This window comes from Pseudomonas medicaginis, assembly GCF_965119365.1.
In the GTDB taxonomy this organism is placed as follows: domain Bacteria; phylum Pseudomonadota; class Gammaproteobacteria; order Pseudomonadales; family Pseudomonadaceae; genus Aquipseudomonas.
Genome location: NZ_OZ221631.1, coordinates 3,638,125 through 3,656,592, shown reverse-complemented (window position 1 = coordinate 3,656,592; position 18,468 = coordinate 3,638,125). Strand labels below are relative to the sequence as shown.

General features: G+C 62.5%; 15 protein-coding genes. 4 read left to right on the top strand and 11 right to left on the bottom strand.

Annotated elements, in window-relative coordinates; all coding sequences use genetic code 11:
- Window position 1: 1 nt before the first annotated feature.
- Window positions 2–925, bottom strand: a complete 924-nt coding sequence (locus tag ACMTA2_RS16015) for a carbon-nitrogen hydrolase family protein (protein ID WP_413790761.1) — start codon at window positions 923–925, stop codon at window positions 2–4.
- An 86-nt stretch (window positions 926–1,011) separates the two neighbouring features.
- Between ACMTA2_RS16015 and ACMTA2_RS16010 the strand changes: the two genes are divergently transcribed.
- A complete protein-coding gene (locus ACMTA2_RS16010; RefSeq protein ID WP_413795665.1) occupies window positions 1,012–1,920 on the top strand; it encodes a LysR substrate-binding domain-containing protein in 909 nt (302 codons plus the stop codon).
- 3 nt (window positions 1,921–1,923) lie between these two features.
- Here the strand turns inward: ACMTA2_RS16010 and ACMTA2_RS16005 are convergent, their stop codons facing one another.
- Window positions 1,924–2,178 (bottom strand): hypothetical protein, encoded by a 255-nt coding sequence (locus tag ACMTA2_RS16005; protein WP_030142725.1) that lies wholly within the window; start codon window positions 2,176–2,178, stop codon window positions 1,924–1,926.
- A 160-nt stretch (window positions 2,179–2,338) separates the two neighbouring features.
- Between ACMTA2_RS16005 and ACMTA2_RS16000 the strand changes: the two genes are divergently transcribed.
- A complete protein-coding gene (locus tag ACMTA2_RS16000) occupies window positions 2,339–2,656 on the top strand; it encodes an ElaB/YgaM/YqjD family protein (RefSeq protein WP_208666671.1) in 318 nt (105 codons plus the stop codon).
- 184 nt (window positions 2,657–2,840) lie between these two features.
- Here the strand turns inward: ACMTA2_RS16000 and ACMTA2_RS15995 are convergent, their stop codons facing one another.
- From ACMTA2_RS15995 to ACMTA2_RS15985, 3 genes are all read right to left on the bottom strand, one after another.
- A complete protein-coding gene (locus ACMTA2_RS15995; RefSeq protein ID WP_413790760.1) occupies window positions 2,841–4,718 on the bottom strand; it encodes a feruloyl-CoA synthase in 1,878 nt (625 codons plus the stop codon).
- Window positions 4,719–4,859: 141 nt separating this feature from the next.
- Complete coding sequence (locus ACMTA2_RS15990; RefSeq protein WP_413790759.1) at window positions 4,860–6,308, bottom strand: aldehyde dehydrogenase; 1,449 nt, start codon at window positions 6,306–6,308, stop codon at window positions 4,860–4,862.
- 108 nt (window positions 6,309–6,416) lie between these two features.
- The gene (locus tag ACMTA2_RS15985) at window positions 6,417–7,247 is read right to left on the bottom strand and encodes a p-hydroxycinnamoyl CoA hydratase/lyase (protein ID WP_003202420.1); all 831 of its coding nucleotides are present in this window, start codon (window positions 7,245–7,247) and stop codon (window positions 6,417–6,419) included.
- A gap of 212 nt (window positions 7,248–7,459) precedes the next feature.
- Between ACMTA2_RS15985 and ACMTA2_RS15980 the strand changes: the two genes are divergently transcribed.
- Entirely contained in the window at window positions 7,460–7,945 is a 486-nt protein-coding gene (locus ACMTA2_RS15980; RefSeq protein WP_413790758.1) for a MarR family winged helix-turn-helix transcriptional regulator, read from the top strand.
- A 62-nt stretch (window positions 7,946–8,007) separates the two neighbouring features.
- Here the strand turns inward: ACMTA2_RS15980 and ACMTA2_RS15975 are convergent, their stop codons facing one another.
- The gene (locus tag ACMTA2_RS15975) at window positions 8,008–9,315 is read right to left on the bottom strand and encodes an OprD family porin (RefSeq protein ID WP_413790757.1); all 1,308 of its coding nucleotides are present in this window, start codon (window positions 9,313–9,315) and stop codon (window positions 8,008–8,010) included.
- A gap of 312 nt (window positions 9,316–9,627) precedes the next feature.
- Between ACMTA2_RS15975 and mhpT the strand changes: the two genes are divergently transcribed.
- Window positions 9,628–10,851, top strand: coding sequence for a 3-(3-hydroxy-phenyl)propionate transporter MhpT (gene mhpT, locus ACMTA2_RS15970; RefSeq protein ID WP_413790756.1), 1,224 nt, complete (start codon window positions 9,628–9,630; stop codon window positions 10,849–10,851).
- Between the two features lie 58 nt (window positions 10,852–10,909).
- On the opposite strand, the gene ACMTA2_RS15965 is transcribed toward mhpT, so the two are convergent.
- The 5 genes from ACMTA2_RS15965 to ACMTA2_RS15945 form a co-directional block, all read right to left on the bottom strand.
- Complete coding sequence (locus ACMTA2_RS15965; protein ID WP_413790755.1) at window positions 10,910–13,330, bottom strand: efflux RND transporter permease subunit; 2,421 nt, start codon at window positions 13,328–13,330, stop codon at window positions 10,910–10,912.
- Between the two features lie 52 nt (window positions 13,331–13,382).
- Entirely contained in the window at window positions 13,383–14,486 is a 1,104-nt protein-coding gene (locus ACMTA2_RS15960; RefSeq protein WP_413790754.1) for a WD40/YVTN/BNR-like repeat-containing protein, read from the bottom strand.
- 68 nt (window positions 14,487–14,554) lie between these two features.
- On the bottom strand, window positions 14,555–15,916 hold the full coding sequence (locus tag ACMTA2_RS15955; protein ID WP_413790753.1) for a DUF1329 domain-containing protein: 1,362 nt from the start codon (window positions 15,914–15,916) through the stop codon (window positions 14,555–14,557).
- 15 nt (window positions 15,917–15,931) lie between these two features.
- Window positions 15,932–17,581 (bottom strand): DUF1302 domain-containing protein, encoded by a 1,650-nt coding sequence (locus tag ACMTA2_RS15950; RefSeq protein WP_413790752.1) that lies wholly within the window; start codon window positions 17,579–17,581, stop codon window positions 15,932–15,934.
- Window positions 17,582–17,670: 89 nt separating this feature from the next.
- Window positions 17,671–18,438, bottom strand: coding sequence for a coniferyl-alcohol dehydrogenase (locus tag ACMTA2_RS15945; RefSeq protein ID WP_413790751.1), 768 nt, complete (start codon window positions 18,436–18,438; stop codon window positions 17,671–17,673).
- Window positions 18,439–18,468 lie beyond the last annotated feature (30 nt).

The window sequence follows — 18,468 nt, the reverse complement described above, 5'->3', positions numbered from 1 at the left end:
ATCACGCCGTGAAGCGCACGCCAGGCTTGGCGCGCTCGTCCACCACCAGTTCGAACACGTCCGGCCTGGCGTAGTGTCCAACCACATCATAGTCATAGCGCGCCCGCACCAGGTCATCGGTATCGATTTCGGCGGTCAGTAGCCCGGCGGTGTCTTTCAACGGCCCGGCGAGCACATCGCCCATGGGCCCGACAATCACGCTGCCTCCGGCAATCAGCGGCCGCTCGGCCGGCCAGTGCGCGACGTCGATACCCAAGGCCTGCGGCGAGGCCTGGACCTGACAGGCACTGACCACAAAACAGCGACCTTCATGGGCGATATGGCGCATGGTCACCTGCCACATCTCCCGCTCATCCACCGTCGGCGCACACCAGACTTCCACCCCTTTGGCGTACATCGCGGTGCGCAGCAGCGGCATCATGTTCTCCCAGCACACCGCCGCGCCGACTCGACCAACCTGGCTGTCGATCACCGGCAAGGTCGAGCCATCGCCCTTGCCCCAGATCAGCCGTTCAGTGCCCGTGGGCATCAACTTCCGGTGCCTGGCCACCAGACCCGCATCGGGTTCGAAATACAGCGCGGTGCAATACAGGGTGCTGCCGACACGCTCGATGACGCCCAGCACCAGGCTCGCCCCCGTACGCGCCGACAGCCCGGCCAGCGCTTCAGTTTCCACGCCGGGCACGTCAATGGCATTGGCAAAGTAACGGGCAAACGCCTCGCGCCCCTCCGGCAGCCGGTAACCCAGTTGCGTCCCGAACCCCTCGCCCTTGGGATAACCACCGAGCAGCGCTTCAGGCATCACCACCAAACGGGCGCCCGCCTCGCGAATGGCGTTTTCGTAGGAAAGGATCTGCGCCAGGGTCTCGTCCTTGCCACCGGGCAACGAACCGATCTGCAGGGCAGCCACAATGGATTTGGGCATGGTTGTTCAACTCCTTGGTTATCAGGTGTTGCTGATTCTCAAGGAGCGGCCGATCATGAATAAAGCCTCGAATGCTGCTAAATGATATGAGCCATATGAATATCGCCGACATCGACCTCAATCTGCTCAAGACCTTTGAAGCCCTGCACGACGAATCCAGCGCCAGCCGCGCCGCCGTTCGTCTGGGCGTGAGCCAGTCGGCCATCAGCGCCGCACTGCGCAGACTTCGCGATGTGTATGGCGACCAATTATTCGTAAGGACGGGACGAGGACTGGCGCCGACGCTTCGGGCCAATCAACTGAAGCCGGTCATCAGCGAAGCCCTGGACAAATGCCGCCAGAGCCTGGCGATGGTCGACCCGGACGCCAGCCGTTACGACGGCCGCTCGGTCATCGTCGGCCTGTCGGACGATTTCGAGATTGCCCATGGGCGCCGACTGATCGAGGAAGTCGCACGCCACGCGCCGGGCCTGCGCTTGATTTTCCGCCAGACCCACAGCCAGATCGTCGGCCGGGCCTTGATGGAGCGCGACCTTGACCTGGCGATCACGGCGGGCGGTTTCGCGCAACGGTTGCTCAGCCGCCAGGTGCTGGGCGAAGGCGACTACGCTTGCCTGCTGGACGCGGCGAGCCTGGCGCAAGGCCAACAATCCCTCAGCCTGGAGGCATTCGTGGCCCGCGAACATCTGTTGGTGTCTTCGGGGGGCTTCATCGGTATCACCGACGAGGGACTGGCCGGGCTTGGCCTCAGTCGGCGAGTCTGTGCCTCGACCACTCACTTTGCCGCGTTGCCGTTCCTGCTCAAGGGCAGCCAGGCCGTGGCGACGATTCCGGCCCATGCCGCCCGGGCCATCGCCGACCTCAGCGGCCTGGCCTTGCTGCCCTGCCCCCTGGCCTTGCCCCGCTACCCCATCGAGCTGGGCTGGCGGACCCACACGCAAATGGACCCCACGGTGCTCAAGGTACGCGAGGCCATTACCGCAACGTTCACCTGAAGCTTACTTGTTGGCGGCCATGAGTCGATTGACTTCACTGCGCACCATATTGGCGTATTCCGGCGGCGACATGCCGTCCAGTTCGGCACGCACCCACTCGGCCCACTTGCCCTTGCGCTTGGAGCGCTCGCCGAACAGGCGGGCGGCATCGCCCTTGGCCTTGCCCAGGTTGTTTTGCCACAGTTCAAAGAGTCGGGATTTTTCGTCTTCCAGCGCGGCGCGCTCGGCCAGGGACTTGTCAGCCAGATTGAAGCTCATGGGAATTACCTGTTGCGTAAATAGGCGCCATCTTACACCTTGCAGGAGAACGTCTTAACCACGAATTGCGATGCAATGCCCTGCCAGGGCCAAGCGCTGCAACTTTTGCACAGGCGCAGCACTCCATTGTTCAATGCCATCATCCACAAGGAGCACTTCCATGGCCCGTAAAGGCACCGCGCAAGCGAACGGAGAACAAATCAAGGATCAAGCCTTCAGCGAATTGAAGGCACTGATTGAAGAATCGGAAAAACTGCTCAAAAGCAGTGCATCGCTGGTAGGCGAAGAGGCTGAAGACCTGCGAGGCCAGATATCCCAGAAACTGCAACAGGCGCTCGACTCGGTCGCCAGCGCTCGGGAACGCACCCGCCCCATGGTCGATGCCACTGAAGTCTATATTGGCGGCCACCCTTGGCAGACCGTGGCGATTTCCGCCGGCTTCGGGCTGGTGGTGGGCTTGCTGCTGGGGCGGCGCTGAGCAACAGCCGCCAGCCCCCGAGAGATTTTGTGAGTGGTTAATACTGTGGGAGCGAGCTTGCTCGCGATGGCGGTGTGTCAGGCAACATCAACGCTGCTGGACCACCGCTATCGCGAGCAAGCTCGCTCCCACAGGGATTTGCCGAGTGGGCATGCAATGTGTGAGATACCCACAAGGTCTTGCTTTAAGCCACAGGTCCCGCCCGCAGGATCGACGCATCCTCGCCGCGATACAGCGCCTCCACCTTCCCCGCCCGCCACTGCAACACCGCCCGTTGGTTGATCGACCCCTTGTCGGTGATTTCACCGCGGTCGATGGACGCCGGTTCATCGAGCAAGGCAATCCACTCCACGCGACTGGCGTTGCCGCTGGCTTCGCGATTCAGGCGTTGCAGCCAGTCGGCGAACCATTGGCGCACCGGTGGGCTGGCGAGGACCTGGGCATCGCTGGCGTCCGTGCCCAGGCCTGACAGGCGTCGGCATTCGGCAAGTCGTGGAAACACCAGCGCCCCCAGGCATTCGCGATCCGGTGCGGTGATCACCAGGTCCTGGACATAGGGCGTGCCTTCCAGCACCGCCCGGTTGCGCAACGGTCCGACGCTGACGAAGACACCGGAGGACAATTTGAAATCCTCGGCGATCCGCCCGTCGAACATCAGCCCCAACTGCGGATGACACGCGTCGGCCAGTTTGATCGCATCCCCCGAGCAATAGAAACCGTCCTCATCGAACACGTCGGCTGTCTGCTGCGGCGAGCGCCAGTAGCCAGGCATGATGTGCGGCCCGCGGAAACGCCCTTCGAACTTGCCGTCCACCGGCACCAGGCGCACTTCGCAACCGGGGGCCGGAAGGCCGATGTAGCCGGCCATGGACAACGGCCCGGTGGTGAAGGTGCAGGACGGCGACGCCTCGGTCATGCCCAGCCCCGCCATCATGCGGATACGTTCGCCGCAATGCTGCTCGGCGACCTTGTCGAGCCGGTCCCAGGTAGTTTGCGACAGGCCCGCCGCCGCAAAGAAAAACAGGCTGATGCGCTTGAAGAAACGCTCACGCAATTCACCGTCCTGCTCCAGGGCACTGACCAACTCTTCCCAACCCTTGGGCACCGTCAGGTAGGCGGTGGGTGAAATCTCCTTGAGGTTGCGCAGGGTTTCAGCGAAGCCCTGGGCGGTGGGCTTGCCGTCGTCCAGATAGAACGTGCCACCGTTGTACAACACGATGCCGAGGTTGTGGCTGCCACCGAACGTATGGTTCCACGGCAGCCAGTCCACCAGCACCGGCGGCGCCTCGCCGAACACCGGAAAGGTTTGCAGCAGCATCTGCTGATTGGCGCATAGCATGCGCTGGGTGGTGATGACCGCCTTGGGCAACTTGGTGGAACCCGAGGTAAACAGGAACTTGGCGATGCTGTCCGGACCGGTGGCGGCGAACGCCTGATCGGCCTCGACGCCGCCGGGTTGGGCCAGCAGGCTGGCAAAGCTGGTCCTCGACCGCCCCACCATCTCGCCGCGCACCGTGATCAGGGGAACATTCGCCGGCAATACGGCATTGATCGCCCGTTCGAACGGCGCGGCTTCGCTGACAAACACCAGCCCCGGCTGCAACAGATCGCACACATGGCGCAGCTTGGCGAAATCCTGGGACAACAATGAATAGGCCGGCGACACCGGGCAATAGGGAATGCCAGCGTACATTGCGCCAAGGGCCATCTGCAGGTGTTCGATGTCGTTGCCGGAGAGCAACGCCAAGGGTTTTTCCGCCGACAGGCCGTAGGCCAACAGGCTTTGGGCGATGGCCCGGACACTGTCGAGCATCTGGGCATAGCTGACTCGACGCCAGCCACCGCCCGCTTCGCGGGCCGCGATAAACGTCTGCTGTGGACGCACCTCGGCCCAGTGCACCAAGCGTTCGAGTAAACGCGCCGGCAGCGGGGCCAAAGGCTCCAGGGAGCGCATATGCAAGATGCCGCGCTCTTCCCGGACTTCGACGGCAGGATGACCAATCGACACCTGGCGATAACGCCCGGCCTCGGGTCGGGAGGACGATCTGGACTCGGAACTCACGTACATTTCCTCCACCAAGGCACACTCGGGTCGCGGTGCGAGCGGAGCGTGGCAGCGCTGGGCTGCGGCCTTGTCATTATTATTCTGGCCTGCATCCGGGCGGCGGCTTTCGAGGCTCGACCGCCCGTGATGCGACGGGTTTCAGATCGGGTAATGCCGCGGACCGTTCTGCAGGGTCACCCAACGCAACTGGGTGAAATGCTCGATGGACGCCTTGCCACCAAAGCTGCCGTAACCGCTGGACTTGACCCCGCCAAAGGGCATCTGCGCCTCGTCGTGCACGGTCGGCCCATTGATGTGGCAAATGCCCGACTCGACCCGCTGGGCCAAGGCCAGCGCGCGACTGGTATCGCGGCTGAAGATGGCGGCCGACAAGCCGAACTCGGAATCGTTGGCCAGGCGCAGCAACTCTTCATCGCCGTCGCCACGCAGCAGCACCGCCACCGGCCCGAATGATTCTTCGCGGTACAGGCGCATCTGCGCAGTGACACCGTCGAGCAAGGTCGGCTGCAGGATGCTGCCTTCCAACTGGCCACCGGTGACCAGCGTTGCGCCTTTGGCCACGGCATCGTCGATCAGCCCCTTGATGCGCTGGCCGGCGCTGGCATCGACCAACGAGCCCAGCACCGAATCCGTGGCCGTCGGATCGCCGGCTCGCAAGGTGGCGATCTTGGCGGTCAGCCGGGCGACGAACTCATCCGCCACCCGGGCATCGACGATCAGTCGCTCGGTGGACATGCAAATCTGGCCCTGATTGAAGTAGGCCCCGAAGGCTGCGGCTTGTACGGCTGCATCCAGGTCGGCGTCGTCCAAAACCAGCAGCGGCGCCTTGCCCCCCAGTTCCAGCAAGGCCGGTTTGAGATGGCGCGCCGACAGTTCACCGACAATCCGCCCGACGTGGGTCGAGCCGGTGAAATTGACACGGCGCACCGCCGGGTTGGCGATCAACCGTTCGACAATGGCCGGCGCGTCCGCCGGTGCGTTACAGATCACGTTGACCACGCCGTCACCCAGCCCGGCGTCTTGCAGCACCTGGCCGATCAACCGGTGCACGGCCGGGCTTATCTCGGAAGCCTTGAGCACCACGGTGTTACCGCACGCCAGAGGCATGGCGATGGCGCGGGTGGCGAGAATCACCGGAGCGTTCCAGGGGGCGATGCCCAGCACCACGCCGCAAGGCTGGCGCAGGGCCATGGCGAAACTGCCAGGCACGTCCGAAGGAATGATTTCGCCATTGATCTGGGTCGTCATGGAAGCGGCTTCACGCAACATGTTCGCCGCCAGGTGCACGTTGAAACCGTACCAATTGGCCATGGCGCCGGTTTCGCCGGCGGCAGCGATAAATTCGCCGCTGCGGGCCTGCAACTGCTCGGCCGCACGCAACAGACGCGTGCGGCGCTCGTTGGGCGCCAGCGCGGCCCAGGCGGGAAACGCCGCTTGGGCAGCCGCTACTGCGGCGTCGGCATCTTCCAGGGTGGCGGCAGCCACGCGAGACACCACCTCACCCGTCACCGGGTTGCAGCGTTCGAAGGTCCGGCCGTCACGGGCCGGGCACGACTGGCCGCCAATCAACAGGGGCACGTCCAGCATGGTGATTCCTCTTTATTGTCTTTATCGGGAATACATCGCAGCGGTGTAACAGTAGCGCCAGAGCGGCGCAGCGAACAGCGGGATGCGGCCCGCCGTTCGCCGGTCGATTCAGCGCTTATAGGTTTGCAAGCCAGGCTTGATGCTCTTGTCGTCCAGGAACTGCTTCATGCCCTGCTCGCGGCCACCTTCGGTGTCGAGCAGGCGCGACTGGTCGAGCTTGGCGTACAGGTAATCCTCGTTCTGCTCCCAGGTCAGTTCGCGGCAGCGTTTGAAACCATGCTTGGCGGCCCGCAGCACCACCGGGTTCTTCTCCAACAGGTTGCGCGCCAGTTCCACGGTAACTTCCCGCAGCTGCGCCAGGGGCACGCTTTCGTTGACCAGGCCCATTTCGGCGGCTTTCTGCCCGCCGAAGGTCTTGCCGGTCATGATGTAGTACAGCGATTGGCGATGGCCCACGGTATCGGCCATGGCCTTGCTGACCAGGTTGCCCGGCGGGATGCCCCAGTTGATTTCCGAGAGACCGAAGGTCGCTTCGTCGGCGCAGATCGCCAGGTCGCAGGCCACCAGCGGACTGAAACCGCCACCAAAGCACCAGCCGTTGACCATGGCGATGGTTGGCTTGGCGTACATGCGTAGTAGCTTCCATTGCCATTGCGACGCTTCGCGACGGATTTTTTCCTGGAGGATTTCCGGCCCGGCATCCACTTCGCGGAAGTATTCCTTGAGGTCCATACCGGCGGTCCAGGCATCACCGGCCCCGGTGAGCACCAATACGCCAGCGGCAGGATCCTGCTCCAGGGTCTCGAGCACGTCGATCATCTCGCGATTGAGGGTCGGGCTCATGGCATTGCGTTTTTCCGGGCGATTGAGGGTGACCCAGGCAATGCCTTCCTCGATGTCGACCTTGACCGTTTTCCAGCGACCTTCGTAATTGCTCATGATGCCTGCTCTCTTGTTCTTGGCTGAAGATGATCAAAAATTAAACCTGAAATATAGTTATGTCAATTAACTATTAATCTATTTACCTGTATTTTTCAGAGGCCGGGTTGAAGGTCAAAAAACTTGAATCTGCGCAAGCCCATAGCCAGGGCGCCGCAACATCGGCAAACTGGATAGCCTTGTTAATCACTTACCTGAGGAAGTTCACTTCGATGGCCAAGTCATCCAAGCTTGCCGAACCCGCCGAGCCCCTGGCTGGTCCCGACGCGCAAGCGCCGCTGGACGCCGCGCTGGACGACCTGATCGGTTACGCCCTGCGCCGCGCTCAGTTGAAACTGTTCCAGAACCTGATCGGCCGGCTCGCCGTCCATGACCTGCGGCCCGCCCAGTTCTCGGCCCTGGCGATCATCGACCAGAATCCGGGCCTGATGCAGGCCGACCTGGCCAAGGCCCTGGCAATCGAACCGCCACAAGTGGTGCCGCTGCTGAACAAACTGGAAAGCCGCGCACTGGCCGTGCGCGTGCGGTGCAAGCCGGACAAGCGCTCCTATGGGATCTTCCTGAGCAAGACCGGCGAAACCCTGCTCAAGGAGCTCAAGCAAATCGCCGCGCAAAGCGACCTTGATTCCACCGCCACGCTCTCGGCGGCTGAGCGCGAGGAGTTGCTGCGGTTGTTGAAGAAGGTTTACCAGCAGTAACAGCCCTGCAGGGAGGGAGCAAGCTCCCTCGCCCACAAGCGCCTTTCATCGCCGTCAGTGCTTCACCAGATCGGCACGCTGTACGTCACCAGGAACCGGGTCTGGTTCTCGTTACGAAATGCCGCCGTGCCTGGGAAGTTGTTGCGATAGATCGATTTGCGCGCCAGCAACCCGACGTTTTTCAGCGGGCCGTCCTGGATCACGTACCCCAGCTCCATCTGGAACTCACGTTCCTTGCGATCCTCGGCATCGAGGGCCGCCAGCTCGAGATGATCGCCGCGCACATAACGCAGCCGACTGCGCAGGCCCGGCACGCCCACGGCGGCGAAATCGTAGTCATGGATCACCTGCCAGGTGCGTTCCTTGGCGTTGAGGAAGTCCGAGCTCATGGTCATCTCGCTCAAGCCCATCAGCTCGGTGCCGGACACATACGGCGTGGCCGTATCGCCACTGGCGTGCATGTAGCCCAGGCTCACGCGGTGCCCACCCAGGCGATAGCCGATCAACGCAGAGACATTGCGGTTGTCCACCTTTCCGGCCTTGGCCGCGCCGTCTTCGTCACTGAAAAAACTGCGCAGGTCAGTGGTCAGGACACCATCGCCCAGAGGCAGGTTATGCAACAACGCCAGGGTGTTCTGTTGGTACAGGTCCGCGACTTCGGCGTGGTAGGCCCTCAGGCTGAGGTCTTTGTTGACCTGGTAGTCGCCGCCCACATTCGCCATATGGGAAGAGGTCGCCGCGCCGTTGAACCGGCGGTTGGGCGAGGCGATGCTCATCGGCTGGTAATCGGTGGAGTCGCGGCGGTTGATGCGGTCGATGTAGCCGGTGTTCAGTGTCAGCCCGTCGATGTCCTTGGAACTGAGAATCGTCCCGCGAAAGGTCTGCGGCAGCAGACGCGACGGGCTGGCAAAGGCAAACGGCAGGAAGATCGACACATCACCGGTCTTTACCGTGGTCTGGCCCAGCCGCAACTTGCCGGTCAGTGCCAGCCTCGAGTACTCGTCGGCGGCGCGCTTGTCGCTGCTGGACACCGGTAGCAATTCCGTGCCGCTGCGATCCGGCGAAGAATCGAGCTTGATCCCCACCAACCCTCGAGCGTCCAGGCCGAAGCCAACCAGGCCTGGGGTAAACCCCGACTCCACATTCATGATCAAGCCTTGGGCCCATTCCCTGGCGGCGGTCTTGGCACCGTCGTCCTTGTAGTCGCGGTCCATGTAGTAATTACGCAGGGTCAGGGTGCCCTGACTGTCGTCAATGAAGCCCTGCGCCCACGAAACCGGAGAACCCAGGCACAGGCCGAGACAGGCCAGCAGAGGGACGAAGGATGAAACAGGGCGCGCCGTCAGCGTGTCCCGAGCAAGGTTTGGCATGTTCGGTTGTCCATTTATTGTTGTTGTTTTGATCGACCCAACCTTGGTGAGGGGGCCGTGCGAACAAAGAATGGAAACGGCAGGGGCGCTTCGTCAATCACGAACGTCCGATAATCGAACATTAATATAATTAACTAATTTACGATTTGATTGGAGTATTTTGGCCAAGCACCTGATTTTCATCATGATCTGGCCGGTTGAGGTCACCCTTCTGACGCCCTTCATTTTTTAGTTAGCTTTGTTAATCTTAAATGCACCTGCCGGTTTCCGCCGAGCCGGTGTTCCTTCACAAAAACAATAAGAGGATTTGCCATGGACCGTCCGGCGCGTCGTGCGACGCTGACCATCGCCTTGTGTTTCATCGTTGCGTTGATCGAGGGTTTCGACCTGCAGTCAGCCGGTACCGCCGCTGCGGGGTTGCGACAGACGTTTGCCCTCGACCCGAAAATGATGGGCTGGGTGTTCAGCGCCGGCATCATCGGGTTGCTGCCCGGGGCATTCTTCGGTGGCTGGATCGCTGACCGTATCGGTCGCAAGAAAATCCTCATTGCCGCCGTCTTGCTGTTCGGTGTGTTTTCCCTCAGCACCGCTTATGTCGAACACTTCAGCGGCCTGTTGCTGGTGCGTTTCATGACCGGCCTGGGCCTGGGTGCCGCCCTGCCCAACCTCATTGCCTTGTGTGCCGAAGCCGTTGGCGAGCAGCGTCGGGGCACGGCGATCAGCGTGATGTATGCGGGGGTTCCGTTGGGTGGCGCGTTGGCAGCGGTTGTCGCCATGCTGTTTGGCGAGCACTGGCAGATGACGTTTTTCATCGGTGGGTTGGCCCCCTTGCTGGTAGTCCCGCTGATGGTCCTGTGGCTTCCCGAGTCCAACGCCTTTCGCCAGGCGCAGGATGGCGGCCAACGGCGCGGCTCCACTGCCCTGGCGCTGTTCGGGGAAGGTCGCAGCCGTACGACCCTGGCTTTGTGGTTGAGCTACTTCTTTACCCTGACAGTGATGTACATGTTGCTCAACTGGCTGCCCTCGTTGCTGCTGGAACAGGGCTTCAGCAAACCCCAGGCTGGCCTGGTGCAGATGCTGTTCAACATCGGTGGTGCCCTTGGCTCGTTGCTGGGCGGCCTGTTGCTGGACCGTTGCAATGGCACCAAGGTGGTGCTGTTCGTCTATGCCGGCCTGCTGAGCGCCCTGGCCGGGGTCGGCTTGTCCGTTGGTATCGTACCCATGGCCATTGCCGGGTTCGCCGCCGGGTTGTTTGTCATGGCCGCGCAATTGGTTCTCTATGCGTTGGCACCGCCCTCCTACCCTACGGCCGTGCGTGCCACAGGAGTGGGTGCGGCGGTGGCCATCGGACGCCTGGGGTCGGTAGCCGGGCCTCTGGCCGCCGGACAGATCCTCGCGGCGGGGGGTGGAACCACGGCTGTATTGCTGGCGACTTCTCCGGGGTTGGTGGTGGCGACGCTGGCTGTTCTCAGTGTGATTCGCCATTCGGCGAGGCCGCGGTTGGGGGCTACGCCCCCGGTTGTGGAGAACGCCTGATTGGCTGCGCATATCCGTCATCAGGTGACGGATATGCGTCCCCCCTCCTCGAGCGCCCTCAGTTCCTCACCCATTCCGCCTGCCGACTCGACTCAGGCTTCTTTACGAAGACCTTCTGCGGTAGCAGCCACCAGGCCAAGGCTGGCAACAGGATCAGCGCGCCAAGCATGTTCACCAGGAACATGAAGGCCAGCAAGATGCCCATGTCAGCCTGGAACTTGATCGGCGAAAAGGCCCAGGTCGACACCGCCACAGCCAGTGTCATGCCCGTCAGCAACACCACCTTGCCGGTGAACAGCAGCGCCTGGTAATACGCCTGGGCCAAGGTGTCGCCGGCACGCATGCGCGCCAGGATCACGCTCAACACGTAGAGCGCATAATCGACGCCGATGCCCACGCCCAATGCAATGACCGGCAGTGTCGCGACTTTCACCCCCATGCCCAACCCCACCATCAGCGCCTCGCACAGGATCGAGGTGAGCATCAGCGGCAACATCGCGCACAGGGTCGCGCGCCAGCTACGGAAGGTCACCAGACATAGCAGGCTGACCGCACCGTAGACCCAGAACAGCATCTCGCGCATGGACTTCTTCACCACGATATTAGTCGCCGCTTCGATCCCCGCGCTGCCGGCTGCCAGCATGAACTTGACCTCCGGCATCTGGTGCCCGGCGATAAACTGCTCACTGGCCTCCACCACCCGGTTCAAGGTGTCGGCCTTGTGATCGGCCAGGTAGACGTACAGCGACAGCATCGAACAACCCTGGTTGAACAGCTCTCGCGGCGCACGGGTCTGCACGGCCCCCAGCGCGCCGTCATTGGGAATCAGTTCATACCATTTGAAGTTGCCTTCGTTATAACCGGCCGTGGCGATCTTGCTCAGCGCCGCCATCGAGGTGGTCGATTCCACGCCGGGCAATTGCTCCAGTTGCCAGGCCAGCGCATCGACCGCGGACAGACTGGCGTAACGGGTGCACTGATCCTCGGGGGTCTTGATCATGACCACGAAAATATCCGAGCTGGCCGCGTAGTTTTGCGTCATGAACAACGCATCGCGGTTGTAGCGCGAGTCGGCACGCAACTCTGGAGCGCCGGGGTCCAGGTCGCCGATCTTCAGGTGCAGGCTCACGGCAAAACCAAACACGGCCAACAGCAAGCCGGCCAACATCGCCCCCAAGGCCCAGCGCCGTTGGGTGAACAGATCGAGCACGCGCCACAGTGGATGTTTGATCTGCGCCTGCTGCGCAGTGGTTTCCGCACTCAGGCTGCGTTGCGCCGCCGCCGGGCTGACGCCGATATAGCTGAGCAGAATCGGCAGCAGGATCAGGTTGGTGAAAATCAGCACTGCCACCCCGAGGCTGGCGGTGATTGCCAGGTCCTGGATCACCCGGATGTTGATCAGCAGCAAAACCGCGAAGCCCACCGCGTCACAGAGCAAAGCGGTGATGCCAGCGGCGAACAGGCGGCGGAAGGTGTAGCGCGCGGCGACCACCCGGTGGGTGCCACGGCCAATGTCCTGCATGATGCCGTTCATCTTCTGCGCGCCATGGCTCATGCCAATGGCGAACACCAGAAACGGCACCAGTGCCGAGTAGGGATCCAGCTCATACCCGAGCAGGGCCAGCAGCCCCAGTTGCCACAGCACGGCCGCCAGTGAACAGGTCACCACCACCAGGGTGCTGCGCGCGCAACGGGTGTAGCCAAACAGCACCAGTACCGTCACCAGTACCGCCACCACGAAGAACAGCAGGACTTGGGTCATCCCCTCGATCAGGTCGCCCACGATCTTGGTAAAGCCGGTGATGTGAATCCGCAGGTCATCGGTCTGGTACTTGTCCCGCAACGCCTCCAGTTGCCGGGAAAACTCGCCATAGTCCAGCGCCTTGCCCGTCTGCGGATTGATTTCCAGCAATGGCACGAAGATCACGCTGGACTTGAAGTTGCCGGCGACCAATTGACCGACCTCCCCGGAGCGGGCCACATTGGTCCGCACCTGCTCGATACGGGTGGCCGAGCCATCGTAGTCGTCGGGGATCACCGTGCCGCCGTCGAGCCCTTCTTCGGTCACGGCGGTCCAGCGCGTGGTCGGCGTCCATAGCGATTTCATGTAAGGTCGATCGACCCCCGGCATCAGGTAGAGCTCGTCGTTGAGCTTGGCCAGGGTGTCGAGGTAGTCCTTGGTGAAAATGCTCCCCTGCTTGACCTCCACGGCAATGCGCAACGAGTTGCCCAGGCCGCTCAACTCACTGCGGTTCTCCAGGAAATTGGCAACGTAGGGATGTTCCGTGGGAATGGTCTTCTCGTAGCTGGCATTGATGCCGATGCGCGTGGCCTGCCAACCGAGTACCAAGGTCACCAGCAGGCACAGCAGGATCACCAGCGGGCGATGGTTGAAGATCGCCCGTTCGGCGAAGTTGCCCGAGGCCCGGTCAAAATCTTCCTGGCGGCCGATCACGGTTTGGATGTTGTCGTCTTTCAAGTTTGACTCCTGTTGCACGAGCCGTGGCTCGATAGCGCTACACCGTGAAGTTTCAAGGTTTACCGGAAGCCCGCGGATCCTGGTCGGCGGCCACGCCGGTCAAACCGACGCTGGCCAGGCTGCCGTCAACTGCCTGTTGCATGGCAGCGACGGTCCCGCCGCTGCGGCTCTGACGCTTGTCAAAGCTGCGCCCCTGGTCATGACTGAAGAGAAGCTCGCCACTCTGGCTGGCCAACAACAGGCTGCCGTCGCGCAGTTCGAGGGCGCTCGCCAGTGTCGATTCGATACCGGTTTCAAGGCGCCGCCAACTGCCGCCACGGTCATCGGACCACCAGGCGTTTCCGCGCAGGCCATAAACAATCAAGGCCCCATCGCGGGTGCCGAGCAGGCCGAAAAAACTGCCCTCATACGGTGATTTCATGGCCTGGAAGGACTGCCCGCCATCGGTCGAACGCAACAGCAGGCCGCGCTCCCCCACCAGCAGCAGATCCTTGCCCACGGCGCGGATGCCGTACAGGTTCAAGCCCTGGGGATTGTCCACATGCTGCATCCACGGCTGCCAGCTTTGCCCGCCGTCATCGGTGCGGAAGATCTGGTTGTAGGCCCCCACGACATAGCCATGCAGGCGGTCACTGAAGTACAGGTCGAGAAACGGTTTATCCGGTCCGTCATCGAGCATGCGCCGTGCCTGCGTCAAGTGACTGGCTCCGCCGGGTTGACGGGCATCGCGCTCAGCGACCTGCACCGCCAGGGCGATGGCGCGCTCACCGTCGAGTTGTTTGTGCCAGGTTTCCCCGCCGTCCCGGGTGTGCAACACCACGCCCAGATGACCGACCGCCCAGCCCTGCTCGGCATCGACGAATTGCACCGCCGTCAGGCTGACGCTGACCGGCACCTTGGCCTGGCGCCAATTCACCCCCGCGTCATCGGAGAGCAGCACGATGCCGCGCTCGCCGACCGCCACCAGGCGCTCGCCCGCCCGGGCCAACCCGAGCAATACGGCGCGCGGGGCCTTGGCCGTTGGCAATGCCGGTTGCTGCAAAACCGCCAATGTCGTGGCTTGTACGCCCCAGGGCACGCTCGCCAACAGGCACCCCACCAGGGCGCAGACACCCCATAGCGGACTGCTACGGGCACATTTTTTTTCAACGTTCATATCGTTATTCCGCCTGGAAAATCGTAAGCGACCGCGCCAACCTCCTCCTCGCCGCGGCCGCCACAGGTTCACCGCATGTTTTCGTTGGCCATGGCATCCGGCGTGAAATAGGACGCCGAAGGCTTCGCGACCTTCTGGTACTGAACCGCCAGGTCGTTGCTCGATGAGTTGAGGAAGTAGGCCCCGGTGTCGAGGTTGTAGCTGCCCCACATGACCTGTGCGGTGAGGGCCGGCAGGTCCGGCGCCAGCAGCGTCAACGAGTACATCTGCCGGCCGAGTTTGCCCTGAGCGTCATAACCGTCGGCCATCAGGATCTGCCAGGAGTCTTCGTCGACGTAGTACGTGCGACGCGGCACGACATGGCGCTTGCCGGGTTTGAGCGTGGCCTCGACCACCCAGACCCGATGCTTCTCCCAACGCACCAGATCGGGATTGAGGAAGTTGGCCTTGACCAGGTCGTCGCTCTTGGCCAGCGCGGCGCGGTTATTGTTGTAACCGACGATCAGTTCTTTCTTGCCCACCAGCTTGAGGTCGTAGCGATCGGTCGGCCCGAACAGCATGAACGCCTCGTCGAACAGGCCGACGCCGGAGGTCACGAAGTCTGGCGTGTCGTAGGCAATGTTCGGCGCCCGGCGAACCCGGCGCTGGCCAACCAGGTACTGCCAGGCCGCCCGATTGGCCGGGTCCAGGTCCCAGTGGGTCATCAGGCCTTCGCCCGCCTTGGACGACGGCAACTCAGTGAACAGCTTGCCCAGCAGGTACTTGCCCGAATAGTTTTCCAGGCTGCCGCCTTCGACGTAGTAGGGAAACTGGTAGGTGTATTGGGCCCGGGTCGCCTGGACCTTCTTGCCGCCGGCGGTCATCAGCCAGGTATCGAAAGGCGAGCTGATGGTGTCGCCGCCCTGCCACGACAGCCGATAATTCCACAGCACTTGCGCGCCGTTTTCCGGGATCGGGAACGGGATGCCACCATAGGCGTTGGAAACCTTCTCGCTGCCCACGTCCAGCATGGCGCGGGTGGCATTCTGGCGGGTGTTGTCATACACCCACTGCGGCGCGGCGGCCGAGCGATGGGTCGGGTACACGTCCAGGCGATAGTCCGGGTACTTCTTGAGCAACAGCTTGGTCCCTTCGGCCAATTCGCTGGCGTACTGTTCCATGTTCGCGGCTTTGATCGAATACAGCGGTTTTTCGCTGGCGAATGGATCGGGACGCTTGTCACCCGGTTTATAGCCGGGCGTGACCTGGGTATAACCGCCCTGCCAAGCCGGGATGCTGCCATCGGCATTGCCGGCACGCTCGCCGCCCAGGGGCGTCAGATCGGTTTTCAAGCGTGCGGCCTGTTCAGGCGACACGGCCGCCTGCGCCAGCCCCATGCCGGCCAGGGCCAGGGTCAGGACGCAGGTGTTCAGGAATACTGTGTTCTGCATGGCGAATCCACCTTATTAGAATGAGGTTTTCACATAGAGCGAGACGAAGTCGCGGTCGGCCAACGACTGTCCATAACTGAAATTGCCGTCCTCGCGCAGCCCGGCTTTCGGTGCGCCGAAGAAGTTCACGTAGTTGAGGCCGACATCCCAGCGCTGCAGGTAGGTGGCTTTGAGCCCGACACTCCAGTCACCGGAGTGGGTGTTGCCGAAGCCGGATTTGTTGACCGCCGATGAACGCCCATCGAGCACCACCCCCATGCCGATCGGCACGGTCAGGTCGACGCCGTCGACAATCTGGAAGTACGCCGGCTCTATCAGTACCCGCAGCGCCGTGGCATCGCGGGTGGTGTTGGAGTCCAGCGCGGCGGCGTTCTTGGTCACGCTCAGGGTGCGGTTCCAGGCCAGTTCGGCCAGGGCCGAGCCGCCATCCCAGAAGGCAGTGGGCGATAACAGGTAAATCGCCGACAGGTTGGCGTGGGCGGTCTTGCCCCGGGCGAACAACTCATTGTCGCCGCCATCGGCCTCCACGCCGGGGGTGACCACTTGCAGGTTGCTCACCAGCGGTGCGTTCCAACGCACCGAGGTTTCACCGGCAAAGTTGAACGGACCGTAGGCGGTGGAGAAACTGACGCCGGCGGTCTTGATGTCTTCGGCGTAGACCTGACGATAGGACCCCAGGATGGGCAACCCGGTGGCGGCCGCCGCCGGCCCGTCCAGGTACGCGTACAACCCGATCGGCGCCTTATCGTGATACTGGGCTGCGTAGAAACCCAGCTCCAGCTCGGTGCCGCTCGGCTTGAAGCGGATCTGCATGCCACCCTGTCCCGAATTGCGCGGTTTCAGATCACCGCCATTGACCGTGTCGTTGCCGAACACTTCGCGCAACGGACCACTGCCATAACCGATGGCATCGGCATCGCTCAAGTAGCTGCCGGCGCCGGGCAGATTGGAACGCTCCCACTCAAACTGATAGTAAGCCCCCACCGACAGCTGCGGGTTGATCTGCAACTGCCCGGAGATTTGATTGACCGGACGCAGGATCTCTTTGAACTGAGTCCCCGGCACGCTGAGCAACTTGACGACGTCGGTCGGCCCCTGGGCATTGGCAATGCCGTTGCCCCCGTAGAACAGGCTTTCCCCGTAGATCAGGCTGTGTCGGCCCAGGCGTGCCACGCCCTGGGAGTCTTCACCGAGGTCACCGCGCAAGAACACGAAGGCGTCGAGAATTTCCGCGTCGCGACCGTGGAGCTTGCGGGTTTCGCTGAGGAAATGCGGCTGTTCGCTGCTGTCGGTGTCCTGGTTGTAGATATCGTCGTACCAGGCTGCGCCGCTCACGCGCAGCCCGTAGTTTTGCCGGCTGAGGTCCATTTCGGAAAACAGGTCCAGGCGGTTGGAGACCAGGCCGCTGCTGAAGTTCTTGTCGCCCTGGCTCTGGATCGAAGGGTACAGGCCGTTGGCAGTCGGCGCGTTGACCACGCGACTGTCCTGCCCCTGCAGGCGCCAGGCCTGGCTGTACTTGATGGTGTTGTCCCAGCGCAGCTTCCAGTCGGAGTCACCCAGGTCCATTTGCATGGCCTCGACCCGGTCGACCATCACACCGGTGCTGCATAGCGCCAGGAACAAGGCGCAATGCTTGAAACGAAAGCTATCTTTGACGTTATCCATGGACGCTTCTCATTATTGTTATTTTTGGGCATGGCTTGGGCAGCCAACACGCTCAGGTCGCGGCTTGCGCCGCTTTCTACGGGTCGCATTCAGATATAGGTGCAGGCCAGCCCACCATCGACTGGCAGATTGACGCCGTTGATCCAGCGCGACTCGTCGGCACACAGGAAAGCGATCACCGCCGCCACCTCATCGGCGTAAGCCGGACGCTTCATGCGATGGGCATCGGCCCGGGTCCGGGCCTCGCCGAGCATGCTCACGAAATCGTCGAGGATGGGTGTGAAAACCGGGCCTGGCGCGACACTGTTCATGCGCACCGAATGCTCGAGGAACCAGGGTTGGGCCTGCACGTAGTTCCAGACGATCAAGGCTTCCTTGAAGTACTGGTAGCAGGTCTGGTCCGGCACCGGGTGCTCGGCCAGCCAGGCTTGCGCGGCGGCAAAATCTTCGATGCGCGCCAGCGCCTTGTGCTGTTCCAGGCGTAACGGCCATTCGGCGCCGAGGATCGAGGCGATATTGACGATGCTCCCGCCCGCGCTGATGCGCGGCAGCAGCGCACGGCTCAAGTGGCGCAGCCCAAGGTAATTGACCCGCGCCAGCAGTTGCGGGCTGGCGGTGCCCGGTACCCCGGCAATGTTGCACAGGCTGTCGAGCCGTGCGGGCAGTTGTGGCAGCAAGCGCTCGATGTTCTCGGCGCTGCTCAAGTCGCCCTGGACAAAACCGTCCAGGGTCATGTGCGGGGCCTTGAGGTCCACGCCAATCACCTGGGCGCCGTGAGCCCGCAGCAGGCTCGCCGTGGCCGCACCGATCCCCGACGAGACACCGGTCACCAGCACAATCTTGTTGTCGAGTTTCATGTTGAGTCCTCTTATTATTTTTGTGTACCC

Bases quoted from the DNA above. Each gene is read 5' to 3' on its own strand.
- ACMTA2_RS16010 (WP_413795665.1), top strand. From the start codon at position 1,012: ATGAGCCATATGAATATCGCCGACATCGACCTCAATCTGCTCAAGACC.
- ACMTA2_RS15945 (WP_413790751.1), bottom strand. From the start codon at position 18,438: ATGAAACTCGACAACAAGATTGTGCTGGTGACCGGTGTCTCGTCGGGG.
- ACMTA2_RS15975 (WP_413790757.1), bottom strand. From the start codon at position 9,315: ATGCCAAACCTTGCTCGGGACACGCTGACGGCGCGCCCTGTTTCATCC.
- mhpT (WP_413790756.1), top strand. From the start codon at position 9,628: ATGGACCGTCCGGCGCGTCGTGCGACGCTGACCATCGCCTTGTGTTTC.
- ACMTA2_RS15990 (WP_413790759.1), bottom strand. From the start codon at position 6,308: ATGCTGGACGTGCCCCTGTTGATTGGCGGCCAGTCGTGCCCGGCCCGT.
- ACMTA2_RS15950 (WP_413790752.1), bottom strand. From the start codon at position 17,581: ATGGATAACGTCAAAGATAGCTTTCGTTTCAAGCATTGCGCCTTGTTC.
- ACMTA2_RS16005 (WP_030142725.1), bottom strand. From the start codon at position 2,178: ATGAGCTTCAATCTGGCTGACAAGTCCCTGGCCGAGCGCGCCGCGCTG.
- ACMTA2_RS15980 (WP_413790758.1), top strand. From the start codon at position 7,460: ATGGCCAAGTCATCCAAGCTTGCCGAACCCGCCGAGCCCCTGGCTGGT.
- ACMTA2_RS15960 (WP_413790754.1), bottom strand. From the start codon at position 14,486: ATGAACGTTGAAAAAAAATGTGCCCGTAGCAGTCCGCTATGGGGTGTC.
- ACMTA2_RS16000 (WP_208666671.1), top strand. From the start codon at position 2,339: ATGGCCCGTAAAGGCACCGCGCAAGCGAACGGAGAACAAATCAAGGAT.
- ACMTA2_RS15955 (WP_413790753.1), bottom strand. From the start codon at position 15,916: ATGCAGAACACAGTATTCCTGAACACCTGCGTCCTGACCCTGGCCCTG.
- ACMTA2_RS15985 (WP_003202420.1), bottom strand. From the start codon at position 7,247: ATGAGCAATTACGAAGGTCGCTGGAAAACGGTCAAGGTCGACATCGAG.
- ACMTA2_RS16015 (WP_413790761.1), bottom strand. From the start codon at position 925: ATGCCCAAATCCATTGTGGCTGCCCTGCAGATCGGTTCGTTGCCCGGT.